This is a genomic window from Natrinema limicola JCM 13563 (assembly GCF_000337475.1).
GTDB lineage: Archaea > Halobacteriota > Halobacteria > Halobacteriales > Natrialbaceae > Natrinema > Natrinema limicola.
On the sequence record NZ_AOIT01000034.1, the window covers coordinates 135,892 to 155,823 of the forward strand.

A 19,932-nucleotide genomic window follows, 5' to 3' on the forward strand; every position below is an offset into this window, starting at 1 on the left:
CCTATCACAGCTACTGCCAGTCGCGGTAGATCCTTGCCCGCTCGGCGTCTACGGAGACTATGACTCGCGTCCTGGTTCCGATCGACGGCTCCTCGCAATCGACCGACGCACTCGAGGAAGCGTTCGACCTGTTTCCCGACGCCGAGATCCACGTCTTGCACGTCATTCAAGTCACCCGGGTCCCGTCGGACCCGGAGATGACGCCCTACGAATACGCCAAAAAGAAAGGGCAAGCGTTTCTCGAGGACGCGGCGACGACCGCCGATACACACGATCGGGAGATCAAAACGGCGCTCATCGAGGGCCATTCCGCCCGAACGATCCTCCGGTATATCGACGAGCACGACATCGATCACGTCGTGATGGGCAGTACCGGTCGGTCCGGGATGTCGAGAGTCCTGTTGGGCAGCGTCGCGGAGGCGGTCACCCGTCGCTCTCCCGTTTCGGTCACGATCGTTCGGTGACGGGCCCGTCTCGCCGGTTGCAAGCCACGTCATACGAACCATTGCCATACGGCCTCCTGTCATACGGTTTGCTGTAACTGTTTACCAGAGGGTCCGCAGGACGGCTCGCAGTCCCTCCGGAACTGACTTACAGCAGACCGTATCAGCGGGTGCCGGTGGGCCCACGACCCCTCCTGCAGGTCTCCGGTCACTCGGGACAGGGGATCGTATCACCAGTTCTCCTTCGAACGACGACCCGTCGTCTACAGAAAAAGCAGGTCGAGTGCCTCGGGGCGTGACCCCGAGGCGGTTCACCGCTCGGGATGTGTCGGCGCGTCGAACCCGCCCCGGACGAGCGGCTTCGCGATATGGCGGCGCGCACACGGCGGCACCTCGTACCAGCCGATCTCGAGGTCGCGCCCGAGGTCTCGCGTTGCTTTCTCGGCCGCCGTCGTCCCACAGTCTCGACAGCGGTACCCCTGATTCCGGCCGGCACTTTTCATCGTCCGGCCGCAGTCTGGACAGGTCGGCGTCACCCGTTCGGTTCGCACGAGTTTGCGGACGGCAAATTTCTCGAGTTTGAGCGTGCCGTCGGAAACCTCGCCACAGGCGGTGAGCCGATCACCGACACGCAACGCTCGAACGCGATCCCGGAAGCGTTTGGTCGGTTCGAATGCGGCACACATGAGTCGCTCGGCCGCGCTGTCGCCAGCGGCTGGCGGCTCGAGCTCGAAGAAGACGTGCCCGCCGCGTCGTGTTTCGGGTTCGCTGGCGACCCGTCCCTCGAGTCGATAGGCGTGTCCGTCCTCGACTGTCGATAGCGAGCCGTCCTGCAAGTGGACATCCGTCCCCTGATTCGTGACGAACAGTTGGGTCGTGTCCACGGGTTCGCTCTCGATCCGATCGGCGACCGCACGGACGGCGTCTGCATCGTCACCACGGATCCCATGGAGGATGGGGCCAGGCGTGTGGGGCACGCAGACGGTCTCGTCTTCGCCGCGGTCGACCGTATCCCACACGTCGGGATAGCCCCAGTCGGCGGCGGCGAAGACGCTCTCGTGGTCCACTTTGCGGGCCGTTCCCCATCGGTCGGGCTCGCGGTAGGAGATGTACTCGTAGGTCCACGCTGTGAGCGCGTCCCACGCCCCGATCGCAGCCAGCGCGCCGATCCGGCCGCGGCCGTCGCCGGTGTGCCACGATCGGTAGCCGTGGCGGTCGATCAGGGTTTCGGCGTCGGCGATCTCGAGATGATCGCAGATCGCTGCGCGTGCAAACCGCGTAACATCGTCGGGGGTTGTGTCGTCGTCCGGATCGTGCGCTGCGACGACCAGTCCAGGATTCGTCCGCTCGTCGCCGGTTTCGGCCAGCGACTCGAGTCGTTCGCGCGCGATCGCGTACGCGTATTCGGGATCACAATCGGTATGGATCGCCAGTGCGGCGTTGCCCCGGGTTTTGTACTCGACAGCGGGGTTGAGCCGGACGAGCAGGAGCCGCGAGATAGTCTGTACGCCCTTCTGGCGGAGCCGGTCGGCGATCTCTGCGGCGACGTACGTCGTACACATTCCCCGCTCGCGCGAGTCTGTATCGTCGATCCCGACGACGGTCATCGCCGATGTTTGCACGCCGGCTGAGTAACCCCTTTCGGGATCTGCCCCAGCATCGCCGGCGGTAGAAACCGCTATATAAGTATACTCCTGATACAGGCTCGAATCGCGACACGGCACGCAGGCATCACGGGGAAAACGTCTTATAGGAGGAATCGCTTACAACCCCGTATGTCCCGCTCCGCACTGGTCGGCAACGTGACCGCGATGTTAGAGGACGCGGGATTCGTGGTGAGCGATCGGTGTGCGATCCGACCGAAGAGTTTCGATATTGCTGCGCGACGTGGCGACGATCTGATCCTCGTCAAGATCCTCGCGAACATCGACGCGTTCAACGAGGCGACCGGCCACGAGATGCGTCGGCTTGGAACCTATCTCGAGGCAACGCCGCTGGTCATCGGACTGCGCAGCCGTGACGAGGACCTGAAACCGGACGTCGTCTATTTCCGCCATGGCGTCCCGGTCTTCAGTCCCGACACGGCGTACAACCTGTTCATCGAGAACGTGCCGCCGCTGATCTACGCTGCGCCGGGTGGCCTCTATGTCAACATCGACGGCGACCTGCTGGCCGACGAACGCCAGGACAAAGACTGGAGTCTCGGTCAACTTGCCAGCGAACTCGGCGTCTCGCGTCGCACCGTCTCGAAGTACGAAGACGGCATGAACGCCTCCGTCGAGGTCGCGATGGCACTCGAGGAGTTGTTCGACGCACCCCTGACGAGTCCGGTCGACGTCCTCGAGGGGGCCGACGAGGTCCACGAAAGCGACGCGACGCCGGACGATCCGGAGGCCGATCCGGACGACCAACAGGTCGTCGCCGTCTTCACGCGGGCCGGCTACAGCGTGCATCCGACGGTTCGCTCACCGTTTACGGCTGTCAGCGAGGACGAAGCCGACAGCGACATCGTCCTGACGGGTCACTCGAAGTTCACGAAGGCCGCGGAGAAACGCGCCCGTATCATGAGTTCGATCGGGGCGGTCACCCGCACGCGGTCGGTCTACGTCGTCGACCGCGCAAAACAGGACTCCGTCGACGGCACCGCGTTGGTCGAACGCGACGAACTCGCTGACCTCCGGAACGCCGACGAACTCCGAGATGTCATCCGAGAACGCTCGGAGCGCGAAGAAGCAGTCTGATCGGTCTCGACGCTCACGTCACGTGTCGTCGCCGTAGGTTTCCTCGAGATACTCGATGATGTCGCTGCTTTCTGGCATTCCGTCGACGCCAGTTGCCTCGTCGATAATGACCGGCACGCCGGTCTGGCCGCTGACCTTCTCGACTTCGGTCCGCTCATGGTGTGCGCGGGGCACCTCGATGACGTCGTAGTCGAGGTCGAGCTCGTCGAGTTTCGTCCGGACCATCGCACAGAAGGGACAGCCGGGGAGGTCGTACAGCGTGATGTCTGCCATCGTGACTGAAGATAGGGGCCTCGAGGCCCAAGAGCACAGTGATTGCGATGATCCGGTATTGGCCAGCAACGACTGCACACGAACGCGTGCTGAGCGGGTCGATTCATACGGTCTACTGTAAGTCATTGCCGGTGCAACCGCGACCGCCCTGCGGTTGCACCGGTAAATCGGTACAGCAAACCGTATCAGTGGCTCCTCGAGTGTTCGTCGTGAGCCTAGCCGAGCATCCCGCTGGTGGAAACGTAGAAGTAGCCGATCAGCGCGACGGCGATTGCCCACTGTCCGAGCCGGACGTCTCTGCGTTCACCCATCGCCGTTTTGACCAGCGGATACGCGATGATCCCGGCGGCCAGTCCGGTCGCAATGGAGTAGGTCAGTGGCATGATCGTGATCGTGAGCCCGGCCGAGACCGACCACGCGGGATCTTCCCAGTCGATGTCGAGGACGCCCTGGAGCATGATGACCCCGACGGCGACGAGCGCGATGAACGACGCGTAGGCAGGAATCGCGGCAATGATCGGCACTGCGACCAGCGATAGTGCGAACAGGGCCCCAACCACGAGGGCGGTGAATCCGGTGCGGCCACCTTCCTCGACGCCGGTCGAGGACTCGACGAAGGTCGTCACCGTCGACGTGCCGACCATCGCCCCGACGGTCGTCCCGACCGCGTCGGCCATCAGCGGCTTCTCGGCCTCGGGGAGTTCACCGTCCTCGTCGAGGAAGTCACCGAACTGGGCGACGCCGATGAGCGTCCCGGCGGTATCGAAGAAATCGACGAAGAAGAACGTGAACACGACGAGTACGAACGTCAGCGGGTCGACATCACGAAGCCCCTCGACGAACGCACCGGCAAGCGGCGTGATGTCGTAGTGTGGGGATGTCACTGCTTCGAAGGTAACTTCGCCGGTTCTCTCGTCGAGCAACGTCTCGGGTGCGAGTGCCGACGCACTCGCAACGCCAGTGAGCAACAGTCCCCAGCCAACAACGGCTGTCGTGACGATGCCAGCGATAATCGCGCCTTTCATTTCGCGTGCCCACAGGATAAACGTCAAGAAGAGGCCGGCGAGCCCGAGGATCGCGGCTGGATTCTGTGCGACGTTACCGAGCGTGACCAGCGTCGCTGGATCGCCCGTCACGACCTGCATCTCTTGAAGCCCGATAAACAGCAGGAAGACACCGATCCCCGCACCGACCGAGAATTTGACTGGCTCAGGGAAGAGGTTGATGACGTATTTGCGGGCCCCAACGGCCGTGATAGCGATGAAAATGATCCCTTCGACGAACACCGCAGCGAGGGCCGTCTGCCACGGAATCCCCATCCCGATGACGACGGTGAACGTAAAGAAGGCGTTGAGCCCCATCCCGGGAGCCAGTCCGAACGGTCGATTGGCGTACAGCGCCATCACCAGCACCGCAACGACCGAGGCGATGATCGTCGCGATCGCCAGCATTTGGAACACCTCGTTCGAGTCGTAGACGGCCCCGTCGATGGTCGTCTGCTGGTTGATGTCGCCCTGTTCGTTGAACCCCATAATCGCCGGCAGCAACACCGTCGGGTTGACCACGATGATATACGACATCGCCAGAAACGTTGTAATCCCCGCGACTAGCTCGGTCGTGAAGTCAGTATCGTGTTCCTCGAACCCGAAATACGATGCCAGTAAGTCGATAGCCCCCATTTTGGATGCTCGAGCGTAGCAACACGGGTTAGTTAAGCGTTTTTGTCCAGCCCCGTCTATCATGAATGTACATTCGCGCATAGTGGCTGACAGCGTACTGATCCGTTTCTCGAGCTGTCGATGTGGCTGGACGGCTCCTGTCGACCGGTGGACGAACGTATTTCACCCCGGAACGCGTACTGTGATACCATGAGGTTTGTCATCGTTGGGTATGGTCGAGTCGGCTCGCGGACGGCAACGATCCTCGCCGAGGAGGGCCACGATGTCGTCATCGTCGACAGCGACATCGACCGACTCAAGCGCGTCCCTGACGACGGGTTCGAGACGGTACACGGCGATGGGTCTGACGAAGATGTCCTCGTCGAGGCAGGCATCGAGACGGCCGACGCGATCGGGGCTTTTACACCCGATCTCAACGTCAACTTCGCGGCCTGTATGGTCGGGACCCATCACGGCTGTCGAACCGTCTTACGGATCGACGCGGACTACCGCGAGGATATCTACGAGAAGTACGCCGCAGAGGTCGACGAGATTATCTACCCCGAACGACTCGGCGCTGCAGGTGCCAAAACCGCCCTGCTTGGCGGTGACTTCAATGTCGTTGCCGACCTCGCTGCAAACCTCCAACTGACCGTCCTTGAGATCAAGGAGGGATCACCGGCGGTCGGCAAGCGAATGAGCGAACTCGAGTTGCCCGAATCAGCACGGATCTACGCCCATGGCCGCGCACACGAACCGCTGACGATTCCGCTTCCGGGAACGGAACTCGCAGCCGGCGACGAGGTCGCGATCATCACCGAAACCGACCGTGCGGATGCGGTTCGAGCCGCCCTGTTACCCGCCAGCGCTTGAGACGGGCTGTTGTCCCGGGTTCCCGCCACACCCGACGGTAGGTCGGCGTGTGTCGGCACTGATACGGACTCCTGTCAGTCAGTGCCGGCCGGCCGCGGCCCGCACTGCGGGCCCACCGAGACATCGGGACAGCAGATCGTATGACCGATCGCAGTCCGTCTGACGCCGGACGAAAGATGGCATCGCGGCTCGAGCCGCAGTGTCCTCGACGTGCCTCTGACACTCGGACCGAACGGTTATGGGGGAAGAGAAACGGGAGCAGGCGCGCAGGCGAGGGGATGGGGGGAGTGTGGTGGGGAGGCCGCCAGCGCGCCTATTGGTTTCGTCACGCGGTGGGATAATAAAACCGCGTCAGACGGGGGTCAGACGGACGACGAAGCGCCGTTTTCGGGACGGAAAACGAGCACGTTCTGGTGGACCATCGAGGGGACAAACGAGAACGGATAGCCGTAGACGTGGAGGTCTTTCGTCGGGTCGTACCAGATCAGATTCGCCGCCAGCGACAGCGGCGCGGTCGACTCGATCGCCTGTGCGAGCTCCGCCGAGAGGAACTCGTAGGACTGCTCGCGGTACATGTCGCCGATGAAGACGACGACGTGGCCGTCCGGGGCGACGGCGTCCGAAAACCGGTCGAACTTTGCAGCCATGTCCGTGAGCCAGTCGGCTTTCGTCTCCCAGGTCCCGCCTGTCTCGGCGGTACCGTCGCTGTTCTCGCCATCGTCCGGTCGATCGAACGACCCCAGCTTGCTCTCGCGGGTCCGGCGTTCGTTGCGCGTCTGCTCGAGTTCGTCCATGTGCCAGTAGGGCACGTCGGTCAACAGGAGATCGATCGCGTCGTCGTCGACGTCGTCGATCAGGTCGGCACAGTCGCCGTGGTGCATGTCCTGTGTGGCGAGTGGCGGGTCGCCACGCGCACGCCGCTCGTCGTTTTCGCGCTCGAGAACCTCGTGATAGATCTCGACCCACCGTTCGGTGCGCTCGAAGCCGATCGCTTCTCGGCGGCCGGTCCCCTCGTGTTCACAGAGGCTCGCGCCCAGCAAGGTGCCACCGACGCCGGCGAAGGGGTCGAGGACGGTGTCGCCGGCCTTGCTGAACCGGCCGATCAACTCGGCACAGAGCCGTGGGGGTTTCTGTCCGCCGTGTTCGCTGCGCAGGTCGTGTTGGAGGTCGGGTGGGTAGCCTTCCGCAATGACGGACTTCGTGGCGTACTTCCACTCTTTGCCGGTCAGATCGTTCACGCGATTGCGCTCGTCGTAGATCCCACGCCCCTCGACGTAGCGCTGGTGGTCGGCCAACTCGTCGGTATCGATCACCTCGCCATCTTCGACCGGCAGTGATTCCTCGCGGGCACGGTCGGCGTCGAACCCGCCGTCGTCGTCCGTGAACAGCCGACTCTGGCGGTGTCGCTCCCCGTCGTCTGCCATACCCTCGAGTGCTCACGGGGACCGCTTAAACGCTTGTGCCTCGTGTCGATCGGGTCGTTCGGCGACGTCCCGTGCCCGACGTTTTTTACCGCGCCCTGCGAAGGCCAACCAAGGACTGATGAGTGTCGTCGTCGACGCTGCATTGCTCATTGGCGGCACGATCGCGCTCTGGGGCGGCGCACGCCTACTTGTGACCGGGGCCTCGAGACTCGCCGGTGCGGCCGGTGTCTCCGCGCTCGTCGTCGGCCTCACGGTCGTCGCCTTCGGCACCTCCGCGCCGGAGTTCGCCGTCTCGCTCGAGGCGGCGTTTGCGGGACAGGGCGACGTCTCGATCGGCAACGTCGTCGGCTCGAACCTGTTCAACCTCGGCGTAATCCTCGGTCTCGTCGGCGTCCTTTCGCCGTTTCGGGTCGCCGAGACGCTGGTTCGTCGGGACGCACTCGCGATGGCTGCCGCGACGGCAGTCGCTGCCGTCGTCCTCTTGAACGGGGCCGTCTCGAGACTCGAAGGTATTATCCTGCTCGCGTTGCTCGGCGGCTACCTCGGCGCGCTCGGCGTCGCGATTCGGACGGCGAACCGGGCGGACGACGGTCACCCCGACGCAGCCGACGACGGAGCGACGGTTCCGCCGCTCGACGCTGATGAAGAGACGCCACGCGAAATCCGGTCGGGGCTCGAGGGTGGTCGCGTCCTCGTAGGCCTGCTTTTCGTCATCGGCGGTGGGCGCGTGCTGATCGACGCGGCGGTCGGACTGGCCCTGGCCGTGGGCATTTCCGAGTGGGCGGTCGGTGCGACGATCGTCGCGACCGGAACCTCGCTGCCGGAACTCGTCACCTCCGTCGTTGCCATCCGCCGGGGCGACGTGGGCATCGCGGCGGGCAACGTCGTCGGCTCGAACGTCTTCAACGCTCTCGGCGTTCTGGGGCTCGTCGCTGTCGTCCAACCGATGGCGGTCGATCCCGCCGTTTTCCTCGGCATCGCGTGGCTCTGTGTGCTGACCGCGTTCGCGACGGTCGTGCTCGCAACTGGACGTCGATTAACCCGTCTCGAGGGCGTCGCCCTCATCGCACTCGGGGCGGGGTATTGGGTTGTGAGCATGGCACTCTGAGGTCTCGATCGGCGGACGGCAGTGACAGGCGGCGAACCCGGTGACACGGGTGTTAGCGAGGGTACTTCCCGCTTGCGACCCGAGATGATCGTATGAATATGCTCGTCGACGGCGAGTGGCGCGCCGACGCCTTCGAGGTCACCACCGAGGACGGCTCGTTCCAGCGCCAGGAGACGCCGTTTCGACACGAAATCCGGGACGATCCCGACGCCCGGTTTCAGCCCGAGGCGGGTCGGTACCACCTCTACGTCTCGTATGCCTGTCCGTGGGCCCACCGGACGCTTTTGATGCGGACGCTGAAAGGCCTCGAGGACGCGATTTCGGTCTCGGTCGTCGACCCGTATCGTGGCGAAGACGGCTGGCAGTTCACGCCCGACAAGGACGGCTGTACGCGCGATCACGTCCACGATGCGGACTTCCTCCGAGATCTCTACGTCCGCGCGGATCCGGACGCGACCTGCCGTGTGACGGTGCCAGTCCTCTGGGACAGGAACGAAGACACCATCGTCAACAACGAGTCCGAAGAGATCATGCGAATGTTCGACACTGAGTTCGACGAGTATGCGCAACGAGACGTGGACCTCTATCCCGGGGGCTATCGTGACGAGGTCGATCGGATCATCGACGAGATCTACGAGCCGATCAACAACGGCGTCTATCGGGCCGGCTTCGCCACGAAACAGGAGCCCTACGACGAGGCAGTCGGCGACCTCTTCGCGGCGCTCGACCACTGGGACGAGGTGCTCGCAGACCAGCGCTATCTCGCGGGCGATCGGCTGACCGAAGCCGACATCGCGATGTTTACCACCCTCGTCCGATTCGACAACGTCTATCACACCCACTTCATGTGTAACGTCCAGTCTATCCATGAGTACGATAACCTCTGGCCGTATCTGCGCGATCTGTATCAGACGGACGTCGCCGACCGAAGGGAAGGGACGCCGGACGGACGAACGGAGAGGGGTGCGAGGGGCGACCGAAGGGAGCGCCTCGACGACGCGAACGGGGAGGACCGACCCGTGAGCGAAGCGACCCGTGAGTCAGGTGTCGCCGAGACAGTGAATATGGCCCACATCAAAGAACACTACTACACGACCCATCCCGACGTGAACCCCCACCGGATCGTCGCCCGTGGTCCCGACCTCGAGTTCGAAGCCCCACATGACCGCGACGCGCTTCCCGGCGGGCCGCCGTCTGGCCTCCATGCAGCGGCCAGTGCGGACGATTAGTCGCGGTGGATGTGAAGCGAAAACGACGCGGCGACGAGGTGATGTCGCCGTTAGGTTGATTTGATCTAGGCGTCTTCGTCGGCTTCGGCGTCGTCGCCCTCGGCATCGTCGTCGGCAGTCTCGAGCAGATCGGTGCTGGCACGGTCTGCATCACGTCGCCACGTCTCGAAACTATGCTCGATCTCCTCCTCCGAGACGAACACCTTCCAGAGGACCCACACGACAGCTATCACGGGGAGAAGCGGAAAAAGAACGATAACGAGTACTGCGGCCATGATATAGCCGAACAGGGACATCGGTCTGTTCGGCCCGTAGCCCGTCGACTCGGACACCTTGACTGACATGTGTGCGTCTACGAACGTGTCGGTATTCGGTGTTACGATTCCGTGGATCCGTTTCGGAACGAATACACGTCGACGTGATTGCCCTGAATTAGCTCGTCTCGAGCCCGTTTTGCCCGTCCGACGCGTCGCTCAGAACCGCTTCGGCGTCGTCGGTGGGCCGGTATGCAAGCGCCTGCATCGTCTCGGACAAGGAGAGGAACCGTTTGGAGTTATTGGAGATGCCGTGTGCGATCAGCGGTGACGTCTCGAGCGTCGTCGTCGCGGCCGCGTTGAGCAACCGTCGGCAGTCGCCGGGACTGAGCCACATCGCGCGGGCGTAGCGCTCGCCGGCTCCGTCTCGCTCGCGACACTCCTGACGGAGCTCGTCGCGGGTGAGCAGCCAGCCGATCCGGAGAGTGACCACCTCGAGTCCGTGGCGGTTCGCGTAGTACGACCCCATCGCTTCGCCGAAGACCTTCGTGACGCCGTAGTAGGTGTCCGGATCGACCGAATCGTGTGGCCGGACGATCTCGGGCGTGCCGACCGTCGACTCCGGACGGCTCGGCGAGACGGTGTTTCCCATGTTGACTGCATGGTTCGAACTCGCGAAGACCACCCGCTTAAGATCGTTTTCGATCGCAGCCTCGAAGGCGTTGGAGAGTCCGTCGATGTTCGGCCCGCGAAGGTCGTCCCACGCGGCCCGCGGCGAGGAGATAGCCGCGAGGTGGATCACCACGTCCTGTCCCTCGAGTGCGTCGACGAACTGTTCGCGGTCGGTAATCTCGAGGAGCGTCGTCTCGAGGTCCGCGGTCTCGCTGTGAGAGAACAGGGTCAGGTCGTGCTTGTCGGCCGGGAACGCGTCGACGATCGCCCGCCCAACGTTCCCCGCCGCGCCGGTGATGGCGATGTTCGCCATAGCGAACCGACACCGACGCGGCGGAAATAGGCCGCCCCAGCGCGTTCCGGCCGATTCGTCTCCGCTCGAGCGACGCGAAACTCATACGGTCTGCTGTCTCGATTTCCCGGTGTAACTGCAGGACGGGTCGCCGTTGCACCGGAACTGACTGACAGCAGACCGTATCAGTCGATCACTGCCGGCAAGGCGGTTACTTGCAGGCTGCCAACCGGTGGCCTTTTTCCCAGCCAGCCGTACCTCTGTCTGTGACAGCCCCCACGACGTGGGACGTCGAACTTCGCGTGCCGGCAGACGCCGACCTAGACGCTGCCGGCGAATCCCGAACGATTGAGGTCCGTGAGGACGAACCGATTCTCGAGGCGGCCCGGTCGGCGGGCATCTGGCTTTCTGCGGACTGCCAGCAGGGGTGGTGTATCACCTGCGGGGCGACACTCATCTCCGGCGAGGTCGACCACAATCGGGCCAAGCGGTACTATCCCGAAGACGAGGCGGCGGGATTCGTCCTTACCTGTGTCGCACGCCCCCGCTCCGATTGCGTTATCAAAGTCGAACAGTACGGCGAGTTGCTCCAACACCGCGCCGACCACGACAGGCCGCCAGGACGATCGAAGCTTGGATAGTGGACAACCGCACGCACCGCCCCAGCGTGTACCCACTGAACGTTTTCACCCCGCACGATGTACGGGCCCCTATGTCGTCGCAGTTTACCGGTGTCCTGCTCTACGACGGTGATTGCCCGTTCTGTTCGGCCGCCTCGACCGCGATGCGCCAGCTCGAGGGTGTCGGCGTCGTCTCCTGGGACGAGCCGGCCGCACAGGACTTTCTCGAGGCGCAGTTCGGCGAAGCACCCTTTGCGCTGTTTTTCGTCGATAGCGAAGCCGAGACGGTCTGGGCGGGCCGAGCTGCTGCGAGCGAACTCTGCGAGCGAGCCGGCATGCCGGTCCTCGTCCAGGACATCGTCGACGAGAACTACGAGCGCGTCGCCGACGCGATCCAGTCCGTCATGGGAACCGACCGCGAGATCGATCCGTACCACGACGCCTACCCGCTGGCCGATGACGCCGCGGCGCTGTTCGACGACGTGGCGGCAAACGCCAGTCGGACGCATGTGCCTGACTCGGCGTAAGTCGCCTGAGCAGCCACACTCGAGGGTGAACTCAATATCTAGCGCGGCCGAGCGAGGAGTCGGTCGGTTCGTGACAAAGCGATGGTAGCGAGTTGCTACTCGTAGAGCGTGCCGAGAAGGTATATCACGACGACCCCACCGAGTAGGGCTAACGCTACTTCAGGATAGAAACGGACGTCGTCCGGGCCGAAGTAGCTGTCGAGAATTATGTCCACCCATCCGATCATCGCGATCGGGAGTAGCACTCCCAGAAGCAGTTGAACGATTGTGACTACATCGGCGACGTACTCCGGAATCTCCAGCCCGTCTGAGAACATATCAACGCATATGAGGGTCTCTATCTTAAGTATTATCGCCCCCCTCCCCCAGTTTGGATTCCGACCCTACACAGCGAGGTCACTCGTTACGCCGGATTCGGCGCAGGCAGAGACCGCAGCTCTCGCGGTGGCGCGAGGTAGTTGGCCCGGTTGTGGACGCTTAGATACTGGAGAATGCCGTTGTTGGTTCGTGCGCCGACTGAGCCCTCGGTGAGATCGGTCCCAGTCATCGCCTCGCGGGTCTTCACGAAGTCGGCGATCGACCGCTGCAAGGAGAGAAAGTGCGTGGCAGCCCGGTCGTCGTCGGTCGAGTCGAAGTCCCGCCGGAGGATGATCGGTTCGCCGTCCTCACGGGCACGCGATGTTTTCTGGGCGTGGCCGACCGTTCCCTCGTTCCGGGCGTCCTCGGCCGCGCTCTCGGCGACCTCTGTTATGCGGCTCGAGTCACCCAGATTGTGCCCGGCCCCCTCGACGAGGTCGTCGGCGGCATGGTCTGGCGAGAACATCTTGGCGACGCGTTGGTCACGACTGTCCTGGTCGTACCACTGGCCGAGGTGCAACTGAAGCTTCGAGAGGTGGATCGTCGTGCCGCCGGCGAACGGCCCGTCCTGAATCGTCACGCGGTCTTCGCTCGCCTGCGTCTTCCGAAAGCCCGATTTGAACCCCATGAACATCGGTGCGTCCTCCGGGACCGGATTGCCGTCGGGAATCCCATAGACGCCGGATTGATTGTCGGCTGGCAGTCCGCGACCGATAAACCCCGTTCGGCGGTCGGCGATATCGAAGACGCCGTCGAAAGTCCCCTCGACGTCGATGCCGTTGAGTTGCTCGAGCTCGCCTTTCATGGCTTCCTCGACACTGAGCGTGACGTGGCCGTAGTCGCTGGCCAGATGGAGCAACGCATCGTACGCATCGAGCGTGGGGTCCTCGAACGGTGTCAGCGCCGTCGGCGCTGGCAGCTCGACACCTGCGGGGGCTGCGTCGAACCGGTCGAAGTACGCTGGACTATAGGCGATGGTAAACGCCAGTCCCTCGTTGCCGCGTTTGTACGCCTTCTCGAGGGTTCGGAACGCGGCCTCGAGTTGCTCGCGCTCGTCGGCCGCGTCGGCGGGGCCGTCACCGACGTACTCGAGGCCCAGTAGGAGGTGGTGTTCGGGCGGCAGCAAGTTGCCGGCATCGTCGGTTGCAAGAAACTCGTCCCAAGCGTGCTGGCGATCGGGGAGTTCTGCAGGGGAGAGGGTCGCCTGTGGCACGTCCTCGGTCGCTTCGCGCTGGAGACAGGCGGAAAGCGCGCTTGCACCGCCGATAGCGACGGCGCTGCGGACGAACGCGCGACGCGAGATCCCACGATCCGGTCGGTCCATAGACGACTCTGTGTGCCCGTCAGGCAAGGGGATTACGGTCCCGCTGGTCCCGTGAAATGGCCGTCTCGACACTCGACCACGAACCCCCTCCCTTCCTGATGTCGGCCCGTCACAACACTTGACGACCGTGGTACACGCGGCAGCCGTCTTGGACGGACTGCCGTCTGAAAGTCTGCTCAGATAGGCCGTCGTCTGACTGACTGTACGCACTCGATTCACCATCAGACGTTCGTGATTATAACGATAAAATTGATATTTTCTTTAGAGTGTACGCGAACCACTAAGTGCTGCGTTATGGTGTCAATGGATGCAATGTCTGATGACAAACCACACTCCGCAGGCAGCATTAGTCACGGCGACACGAGTGAGCGCGTTGGCATGGAAGTCATCCGCGAGCGTGGGCTCGAGCCCGAGGACCTCCGTGAGAAACTGATCGACGCGATCGGTGCCGAGTTCACCACCTACTACTACTATACGAACCTGCGGATGCATCTGGCGGGGCACGAAGATTACAAGGAGATCACCGAAGACGCCCGCCTCGAAGATCGGGCTCACTTCGAACTCGTCGCACCGCGAGTGTACGAACTCGGCGGGGCGCTGCCCAACGACATCCGGGACTTCGCCGACCGGGCGTCCTGTCCGGACGCCGAGGTGCCGACGCCGATGGACGACGAGGGTGGCTTCGACACCGGCAGCCTCGATGCCGAAGGTATTCTCGAGGTCCTGCTCGAGGCCGAACGCTGTGCGATCCGGACGTGGTCGGAGGTCTGTGACATGACCCGCGACGTCGACCCGCGGACCTACGACATGGCCTCACGCATCCTCCAGGAGGAAATCGAACACGAGGCGTGGTTCGTCGAACTGCTCTCGATGGAACGCGACGGCGAGATCAACCCAGCTGGCCACTTCGTCCGGGGCGAGCCTGGCGACGCGCCGCTCTCGACCAACCGGCGGTTCAACGACAGCGCCTAAGCTGTCGGTTTACCACGCTCGAGCGGTCGCGCCATCCTCGGCAGCGACCGGTACAGCCTTTCCTGTGTATGTGCTACGGTCTCTATGAACGAGGTCGAGGTATTCGTCGAAATCGACGCGCCGCCCGCGGTCGTCTGGGATGCCCTGCTCGCGTTCGACACCTATCCCGAGTGGAACCCGCTCACCCGTCGGGTCGAGGGGGTCGTGATCGACGGGACGGCTCAACGGGGGCGGGACGACCTCGCTGACTCCCGTGGACTCCTCGACGGCCAGGTGCTCGCTACCGTCGAGCCATACAAACGGCTCGCCTGGCTCGATCGGTTCGTCCTCCCGTTCGCACTCGATCGCTACCACGAGTTTCACCTCCAGCCGATCGACGATGGGCAGCGGACGCGGTTGCTCCAGCGGGAGACGGTTCGCGGCGCACTCGCATCGCTGGTGTTCGACGAGATCAAGGTCGAACGGGCGTTCGTCGCAATGAACAAGGCAGTCGCGGTCCGCGCCGAGCGACGGGCGAGTGCGACGCCGTAACCACCAGTCGACTGCACACGTCCGCAGGTTCAAGTACGGACGGGCAGCCAAGCCCGACGTGATCTGCCAGACAGCACATACCACGAGTCTCGAGGACCGGCTGCCGTCACTGTCAGCCCGGGTGAACGATGGGCCATAGGGCGCTGGTCGCCTATCGGCGACTGGACCACCTCTACGACGTGCGATACAGTCACTGGGGCGGCGACGATCTGTCGCTAACAGGCGAGATCAGCGCCACCGCTCCCCTGGCAGCCGGTGCGATCGAGCCCTCGCTCGTCGCGGACTCGATCACCCGCGATCGCATCCTGACAGACCATCTCGATCCCTGCGCCTACGAGGCGCTGTATCTCGTCGATCCGGCGGCCGACTACGCGGTCGATGCCTACAGAGTCTGCTGGCTCGAGTGGGGCGACGGTCGCGACGGTGGCCGCGGCGCGATCGTCGCGGTCGACCCCGACGACGACCGCGCACTCAGGGTCTGGTTTCGCGCGACCAAAACCGCGCTCGCCGACGTTATCGAGATGGGCGGCCTCTCCCGGCGAGCCGCACAGGCCTACCTCGAGGCCCGCGTCTGCGAGGCGTACGACAGCACCGTCTACACGTACGGCGGAGCGATCGATGGCGATCGCAGGGACGGATACGAACCCACACCGGATCGGTGGCCCGCGGATGACGACCACCGCGGGGATCGACAGAACTAGGGCGACGGTGGAGACGGCGAGCGACGGAGCGCCCCGCCCCCTGTCACTCCTCGGCGCTCCACTGGGCGTCCGCGAGCGTCCGCTGGACGACCTCGTCGCCGACGGCCGCCGCCAGCGTCTCGAAGCCAGCCCGCTCGCGCCGGTCGCCTGCGTTGGCGACCAGCCGCGAGACGATGAACTCCGGCGTCGACCGGCCCACTGTGTCGAACCGCGGCTGGTAATCGACGCGCAACTCGAGGTCGGGATCCAGCCCCTCCGCGAAAATGCCGTCGACCCGTGCTTCGGGCGGCAGCGGCTCTAGGTCGTCTGCGAGGTGGGTGACGAACACGCCGAGCGCCTCGCGGTCGACGGTCAACGTCACCAGCCCGTGTAACAGGTCAGCTGCGCTGCCCGGTTCGGTGATCGCCTCGAATTCGTCGACCAACATGAGCGTGCGGCCACCCGACGATAGCGGCGGGACGATCGAGCGCAACGTGGACTCGAGGACACCGGCGTTGAAACTGGCGTGGCGGCGGTGAAAGACCAGCGAGTCCACGGGCGTCACTTCGGCCCGATCGGCGGGGACCGGCAGTCCCATCGTCGCCAGCAGGACGACCTGACACAGCGTCTCGAGCAGCGTCGTCTTCCCGCCGCTGTTGGCCCCGGTCAGGACGGAAACGCGCTGCTCGCCGGGGACTGCGTTCACGTCGTCGGGAACGCTCACCACGTCGTGCTCGCCAAGCGCGTAAGTGACGGGTTGGACTGACTCCTCGTCACGCGCTGCAAGCATAAGATTACGCGCGTTGACGACGGAGACAGCCGCCTGATCGCCCTCGACGAACGTCGGCCGGGTGCAGTCGTACGCGAGCGCAAAGCGAGCCAGCGAGAGCTGCAACGCGATCTCGTCGACTGCTTCGACTGCTCGATCGACGGCGTCGCGGGCGTCCGCGAGCGTGTCCTGTAACTCGCCCGCGACGGTTTCCTCGCGTTCGTCGACCGCCGCGGTGAGATCGCTCCGAAGGGTGCGCAACGTCCCGCCGACGAAGTCGGTCGCGTCCGTCGCGTCGGCCGGCATCGCATCCCGGACCCGATCGATCGTCACGTCGGTCTCGCTCAACAGGTGGTCCTCGAAGGCCTGGCGAAAGCCCTCGACGTCGCGAACGCCCTCCGAACGCAGGTCATCGATCAGCGCGAGGGCGTCAGCGTCCATGTCCTCGACGGCACCCAGCACGTCCCGGAGCCGGTCGAGTTCCTCGTCAGCACCCGACTGGACTCGGCCGCCATCCAGCGCTGCCAGCGCCTCGGCGGCCGCCTCGAGTCGCGCACGCTCGAGGTCGGCAATCGCGGCGAACGGCCCGGAATCGACGCCAGCCTCGAGCAACGCAAGCGCGGCCTCGACGGCGGCGCGTTCGCTGCCCTCGCGGTCGTCGTAGCGCTCGTAGGCCGCGAGGACGGTCTCGCGGTCGGCGTCGTCGAGGGCGTCCCAGGCGTCCCGGGCGGCGAGAACGTCGTCGAGCCGCGTTTCCATCGCGGCTCGACTCTCGAGTGGCGTCAGCACCCGAATGCGGTCTGCCGCGCGCTGTGTGACGGCGTGGTCGACCGCGAGATCCAGCAACTCCTTATAGGCCGATCGCGCGTCGCTGGTCGCCAACACGTCCATCCCAGCGCTGTCGGTTGCTCGCCGGAGAATCCGCGTCGCCCGCCCGCGAGCCAACCCGGCGTCGGCAAGCGTCCGGACGTCTCCACTCTCGATCGCCTGGATCGCCCGCTCGCGGCCCAACGCGTCGACCAGCGTCTCCCGCGTCTTCGGCCCGACTCCCCAGAACTCCTCGAGTCGCATACACGGTGGACTCGAGCCAACCGTCTTGAACACTGTGTCTTGGGCATCCATGTGTCGATAGCTCGAGAACGGACGGGGACGGCTTCGTAATGGCTTGTTCCAGATTTCAACACCGGACCACCGAGTGGCTCGAAATCGATCACTGCAGCGGAAGCGGGCCATGGCGAGGCCTCGCCACCGTGTGATTTCCGAGAAGTATCCACGTTCGTGGATATAATTCGATTCTAGTACCGTCTATAGAAGCACAAACACGGGGGTTTTTATCGGCTCGAGACTCTACTGACTCCCATGACTGATGGGCGGGGCGAGACTCCCCGGCGAACAGGAATGACCGAAAAGTGCGGCGTCGTCGGCGTCTCACTCGACGGTCGGGACGCGGCACGACCGTTGTACTACGCACTCTATGCGCTCCAGCATCGGGGCCAGGAGTCCGCGGGGATCGTCACACACGACGGTTTCCAGCAGCACAGCCACGTCGAAATGGGCCTTGTCGGCGACGCTTTCGGCGAGGACGATCTCGAGACGCTCAACGGGGCGGCCGGGATCGGCCACGTCCGGTATCCGACGGCCGGCTCCGTCGACTCCTCCTGTGCACAACCATTCTCCGTCTCGTTCAAGAGCGGCTCGCTTGGCCTCTCGCACAACGGCAACCTCGTCAACGCCGACGAGATCCGCGAGGAACTCGCGGCGGCGGGCCATGCCTTCACCAGCGACGGCGACACCGAGGTCATCGCCCACGACCTCGCGCGCAACCTCTTGGAGGAGGACCTGGTCCGCGCCGTCAAGCGTACGATGGGACGGATTCACGGCTCGTACTCGCTGACGATCAGCCACGACGACACGGTGCTTGGCGTCCGCGACCCGCAAGGCAACCGGCCGCTGTGTATCGGCGAACTCGAGGACGGCTACATCCTCGCCTCGGAATCGGCGGCAATCGACACGCTCGACGGCGAACTCGTCCGCGACGTGCGGCCGGGCGAACTGGTCGTCTTGCAGGACGACGGGCAGGGCTTTGACACCTACCAGCTCGTCGAGCAGGAACATACCGCCCACTGCTTCTTCGAACACGTTTACTTCGCGCGCCCGGACAGCGTCATCGACGACACCCTCGTCTACGAGGCCCGGCGCGAACTTGGGCGCAAGCTCTGGGAGGAAAGCGGCGTCGAGACCGACGTCGTCATGCCCGTCCCCGACTCGGGACGTGCCTTTGCCTCGGGCTATGCCGACGCCGCAAGCGAGACGACCGCCGACGGCGAGCCACGTGACGTCGAGGACGAGGGCGTCGAGTTCGCCGAGGGACTGATGAAAAACCGCTACGTCGGCCGCACCTTCATCATGCCAACGCAGGACGAACGCGAACGCGCGGTCCGGCTGAAACTCAACCCGATCAAGTCCACGATCGAGGGCAAAACCGTCACCGTCATCGACGACTCGATCGTCCGCGGGACGACCTCGACTCAGCTCGTCCAGCTCCTGAAAGACTGCGGGGCTGAGGAGGTCCACGTCCGCATCGGCGCACCGGCAATCGTCGCCCCCTGCTACATGGGCATCGACATGGCTACCCGCGAGGAACTGATCGCCGCGGACAAATCCGTCGACGAGATCCGCGACGAGATCAGCGCTGACAGCCTCGCGTACCTCTCGACCGACGCCGTCGCCGACGTGCTCGAGAAAGACCGCATCGACCTCTGTCTGGGCTGTGTCACCGGCGAATACCCCTACGACATCGAGGGCGAGGAAACCGACCGCGACGTGAATCGGCCCGACGTCGGGGGGGCGGAGCTGCCTGCGGACGACTAACGAAATTTTGTTCTGCGCGAGCGGCGAAGCCGCTCGCTCGACAAAATTTCGATCAAAAGCACTCCTCCTTCCCCTTCACTCACTTCGTTCGTTTCGGGTCAGTCGTCGGCCCGCTCGCGCCTCCGGCGCTTGCGGCCGTAATCGGTGTCTTCCTGCTACCTACCCTTGGAACGCCTCGGCGAACTCTGCCGGGAGCGTTCCGACCTCGATCCCCCAGGCGATCGGCAGCCAGCCGATCGCGACGAGCGTGATCAGAACGATGCCGATGACGTTGAGCCCGACGCCGATCTTGGCCATCTGTGGCAGCGTGATGT

Annotated in this window: 20 protein-coding genes and 1 pseudogene (1 of these 21 only partly in view); 11 read left to right on the top strand and 10 right to left on the bottom strand. The window is 64.1% G+C overall.

What is annotated here, in order from left to right:
• The first annotated feature begins 59 nt into the window (after positions 1-59).
• The gene (locus tag C476_RS08850) at positions 60-464 is read left to right on the top strand and encodes a universal stress protein (RefSeq protein ID WP_008012043.1); all 405 of its coding nucleotides are present in this window, start codon (positions 60-62) and stop codon (positions 462-464) included.
• A 290-nt stretch (positions 465-754) separates the two neighbouring features.
• Here C476_RS08850 and C476_RS08855 read toward each other — a convergent pair whose 3' ends face one another.
• The gene (locus C476_RS08855) at positions 755-2,050 is read right to left on the bottom strand and encodes a tRNA(Ile)(2)-agmatinylcytidine synthase (RefSeq protein WP_008012045.1); all 1,296 of its coding nucleotides are present in this window, start codon (positions 2,048-2,050) and stop codon (positions 755-757) included.
• A gap of 168 nt (positions 2,051-2,218) precedes the next feature.
• Here C476_RS08855 and C476_RS08860 point away from each other — a divergent pair, with 168 nt between their 5' ends.
• The gene (locus C476_RS08860; protein WP_008012047.1) at positions 2,219-3,184 is read left to right on the top strand and encodes a transcriptional regulator; all 966 of its coding nucleotides are present in this window, start codon (positions 2,219-2,221) and stop codon (positions 3,182-3,184) included.
• A gap of 18 nt (positions 3,185-3,202) precedes the next feature.
• Here C476_RS08860 and C476_RS08865 read toward each other — a convergent pair whose 3' ends face one another.
• Together C476_RS08865 and C476_RS08870 are read right to left on the bottom strand one after the other, a co-directional pair.
• Positions 3,203-3,457, bottom strand: a complete 255-nt coding sequence (locus C476_RS08865; RefSeq protein ID WP_008012049.1) for a glutathione S-transferase N-terminal domain-containing protein — start codon at positions 3,455-3,457, stop codon at positions 3,203-3,205.
• A gap of 215 nt (positions 3,458-3,672) precedes the next feature.
• Positions 3,673-5,136 (bottom strand): NCS2 family permease, encoded by a 1,464-nt coding sequence (locus tag C476_RS08870; protein ID WP_008012050.1) that lies wholly within the window; start codon positions 5,134-5,136, stop codon positions 3,673-3,675.
• A gap of 189 nt (positions 5,137-5,325) precedes the next feature.
• Here C476_RS08870 and C476_RS08875 point away from each other — a divergent pair, with 189 nt between their 5' ends.
• Complete coding sequence (locus C476_RS08875) at positions 5,326-5,988, top strand: potassium channel family protein (RefSeq protein WP_049911682.1); 663 nt, start codon at positions 5,326-5,328, stop codon at positions 5,986-5,988.
• A 362-nt stretch (positions 5,989-6,350) separates the two neighbouring features.
• Here the strand turns inward: C476_RS08875 and C476_RS08880 are convergent, their stop codons facing one another.
• Complete coding sequence (locus C476_RS08880; RefSeq protein WP_008012055.1) at positions 6,351-7,412, bottom strand: DNA methyltransferase; 1,062 nt, start codon at positions 7,410-7,412, stop codon at positions 6,351-6,353.
• Positions 7,413-7,530: 118 nt separating this feature from the next.
• Here C476_RS08880 and C476_RS08885 point away from each other — a divergent pair, with 118 nt between their 5' ends.
• Both C476_RS08885 and C476_RS08890 read left to right on the top strand, forming a co-directional pair.
• Positions 7,531-8,520 carry a calcium/sodium antiporter gene (locus C476_RS08885; protein WP_008012057.1) on the top strand — a complete coding sequence of 330 codons (990 nt, stop codon included), beginning with the start codon at positions 7,531-7,533 and terminating at the stop codon, positions 8,518-8,520.
• Positions 8,521-8,612: 92 nt separating this feature from the next.
• Positions 8,613-9,749 (top strand): glutathione S-transferase family protein, encoded by a 1,137-nt coding sequence (locus C476_RS08890; protein WP_049911683.1) that lies wholly within the window; start codon positions 8,613-8,615, stop codon positions 9,747-9,749.
• A 65-nt stretch (positions 9,750-9,814) separates the two neighbouring features.
• On the opposite strand, the gene C476_RS08895 is transcribed toward C476_RS08890, so the two are convergent.
• Both C476_RS08895 and C476_RS08900 read right to left on the bottom strand, forming a co-directional pair.
• Complete coding sequence (locus tag C476_RS08895) at positions 9,815-10,093, bottom strand: DUF7535 family protein (RefSeq protein ID WP_008012061.1); 279 nt, start codon at positions 10,091-10,093, stop codon at positions 9,815-9,817.
• An 88-nt stretch (positions 10,094-10,181) separates the two neighbouring features.
• The gene (locus C476_RS08900) at positions 10,182-10,988 is read right to left on the bottom strand and encodes an NAD-dependent epimerase/dehydratase family protein (RefSeq protein ID WP_008012063.1); all 807 of its coding nucleotides are present in this window, start codon (positions 10,986-10,988) and stop codon (positions 10,182-10,184) included.
• Between the two features lie 245 nt (positions 10,989-11,233).
• Here C476_RS08900 and C476_RS08905 point away from each other — a divergent pair, with 245 nt between their 5' ends.
• Positions 11,234-11,608: a 2Fe-2S iron-sulfur cluster-binding protein gene (locus C476_RS08905; protein WP_008012065.1), complete on the top strand. Its 375-nt coding sequence runs from the start codon at positions 11,234-11,236 to the stop codon at positions 11,606-11,608.
• A 71-nt stretch (positions 11,609-11,679) separates the two neighbouring features.
• A complete protein-coding gene (locus tag C476_RS08910; protein ID WP_008012068.1) occupies positions 11,680-12,114 on the top strand; it encodes a thiol-disulfide oxidoreductase DCC family protein in 435 nt (144 codons plus the stop codon).
• A 95-nt stretch (positions 12,115-12,209) separates the two neighbouring features.
• Here C476_RS08910 and C476_RS08915 read toward each other — a convergent pair whose 3' ends face one another.
• A complete protein-coding gene (locus C476_RS08915; protein WP_008012070.1) occupies positions 12,210-12,431 on the bottom strand; it encodes a hypothetical protein in 222 nt (73 codons plus the stop codon).
• A gap of 86 nt (positions 12,432-12,517) precedes the next feature.
• The gene (locus tag C476_RS08920; RefSeq protein ID WP_008012071.1) at positions 12,518-13,795 is read right to left on the bottom strand and encodes a DUF7405 family protein; all 1,278 of its coding nucleotides are present in this window, start codon (positions 13,793-13,795) and stop codon (positions 12,518-12,520) included.
• 312 nt (positions 13,796-14,107) lie between these two features.
• Here C476_RS08920 and dps point away from each other — a divergent pair, with 312 nt between their 5' ends.
• The 3 genes from dps (at position 14,108) to C476_RS08935 (ending at position 15,999) form a co-directional block, all read left to right on the top strand.
• Complete coding sequence (gene dps, locus C476_RS08925) at positions 14,108-14,767, top strand: DNA protection during starvation protein (RefSeq protein ID WP_049911684.1); 660 nt, start codon at positions 14,108-14,110, stop codon at positions 14,765-14,767.
• Positions 14,768-14,851: 84 nt separating this feature from the next.
• A complete protein-coding gene (locus C476_RS08930) occupies positions 14,852-15,298 on the top strand; it encodes an SRPBCC domain-containing protein (protein WP_008012076.1) in 447 nt (148 codons plus the stop codon).
• Between the two features lie 128 nt (positions 15,299-15,426).
• Positions 15,427-15,999 carry a DUF6735 family protein gene (locus C476_RS08935; protein ID WP_008012079.1) on the top strand — a complete coding sequence of 191 codons (573 nt, stop codon included), beginning with the start codon at positions 15,427-15,429 and terminating at the stop codon, positions 15,997-15,999.
• A 43-nt stretch (positions 16,000-16,042) separates the two neighbouring features.
• On the opposite strand, the gene C476_RS08940 is transcribed toward C476_RS08935, so the two are convergent.
• A complete protein-coding gene (locus C476_RS08940) occupies positions 16,043-17,818 on the bottom strand; it encodes a MutS-related protein (protein WP_049911696.1) in 1,776 nt (591 codons plus the stop codon).
• 327 nt (positions 17,819-18,145) lie between these two features.
• Here C476_RS08940 and purF point away from each other — a divergent pair, with 327 nt between their 5' ends.
• The gene (gene purF / locus C476_RS08945) at positions 18,146-19,618 is read left to right on the top strand and encodes an amidophosphoribosyltransferase (protein ID WP_008012084.1); all 1,473 of its coding nucleotides are present in this window, start codon (positions 18,146-18,148) and stop codon (positions 19,616-19,618) included.
• A 159-nt stretch (positions 19,619-19,777) separates the two neighbouring features.
• Here the strand turns inward: purF and C476_RS08950 are convergent.
• Positions 19,778-19,932: pseudogene (locus C476_RS08950) on the bottom strand (SLC13 family permease) (it continues 1,578 nt past the right edge of the window).

Coding starts and splice junctions, on each gene's coding strand:
- C476_RS08850 (WP_008012043.1), top strand. CDS start 60: ATGACTCGCGTCCTGGTTCCGATCGACGGCTCCTCGCAATCGACCGAC.
- C476_RS08855 (WP_008012045.1), bottom strand. CDS start 2,050: ATGACCGTCGTCGGGATCGACGATACAGACTCGCGCGAGCGGGGAATG.
- C476_RS08860 (WP_008012047.1), top strand. CDS start 2,219: ATGTCCCGCTCCGCACTGGTCGGCAACGTGACCGCGATGTTAGAGGAC.
- C476_RS08865 (WP_008012049.1), bottom strand. CDS start 3,457: ATGGCAGACATCACGCTGTACGACCTCCCCGGCTGTCCCTTCTGTGCG.
- C476_RS08870 (WP_008012050.1), bottom strand. CDS start 5,136: ATGGGGGCTATCGACTTACTGGCATCGTATTTCGGGTTCGAGGAACAC.
- C476_RS08875 (WP_049911682.1), top strand. CDS start 5,326: ATGAGGTTTGTCATCGTTGGGTATGGTCGAGTCGGCTCGCGGACGGCA.
- C476_RS08880 (WP_008012055.1), bottom strand. CDS start 7,412: ATGGCAGACGACGGGGAGCGACACCGCCAGAGTCGGCTGTTCACGGAC.
- C476_RS08885 (WP_008012057.1), top strand. CDS start 7,531: ATGAGTGTCGTCGTCGACGCTGCATTGCTCATTGGCGGCACGATCGCG.
- C476_RS08890 (WP_049911683.1), top strand. CDS start 8,613: ATGAATATGCTCGTCGACGGCGAGTGGCGCGCCGACGCCTTCGAGGTC.
- C476_RS08895 (WP_008012061.1), bottom strand. CDS start 10,093: ATGTCAGTCAAGGTGTCCGAGTCGACGGGCTACGGGCCGAACAGACCG.
- C476_RS08900 (WP_008012063.1), bottom strand. CDS start 10,988: ATGGCGAACATCGCCATCACCGGCGCGGCGGGGAACGTTGGGCGGGCG.
- C476_RS08910 (WP_008012068.1), top strand. CDS start 11,680: ATGTCGTCGCAGTTTACCGGTGTCCTGCTCTACGACGGTGATTGCCCG.
- C476_RS08915 (WP_008012070.1), bottom strand. CDS start 12,431: ATGTTCTCAGACGGGCTGGAGATTCCGGAGTACGTCGCCGATGTAGTC.
- C476_RS08920 (WP_008012071.1), bottom strand. CDS start 13,795: ATGGACCGACCGGATCGTGGGATCTCGCGTCGCGCGTTCGTCCGCAGC.
- dps (WP_049911684.1), top strand. CDS start 14,108: ATGTCTGATGACAAACCACACTCCGCAGGCAGCATTAGTCACGGCGAC.
- C476_RS08930 (WP_008012076.1), top strand. CDS start 14,852: ATGAACGAGGTCGAGGTATTCGTCGAAATCGACGCGCCGCCCGCGGTC.
- C476_RS08935 (WP_008012079.1), top strand. CDS start 15,427: ATGGGCCATAGGGCGCTGGTCGCCTATCGGCGACTGGACCACCTCTAC.
- C476_RS08940 (WP_049911696.1), bottom strand. CDS start 17,818: ATGCGACTCGAGGAGTTCTGGGGAGTCGGGCCGAAGACGCGGGAGACG.
- purF (WP_008012084.1), top strand. CDS start 18,146: ATGACCGAAAAGTGCGGCGTCGTCGGCGTCTCACTCGACGGTCGGGAC.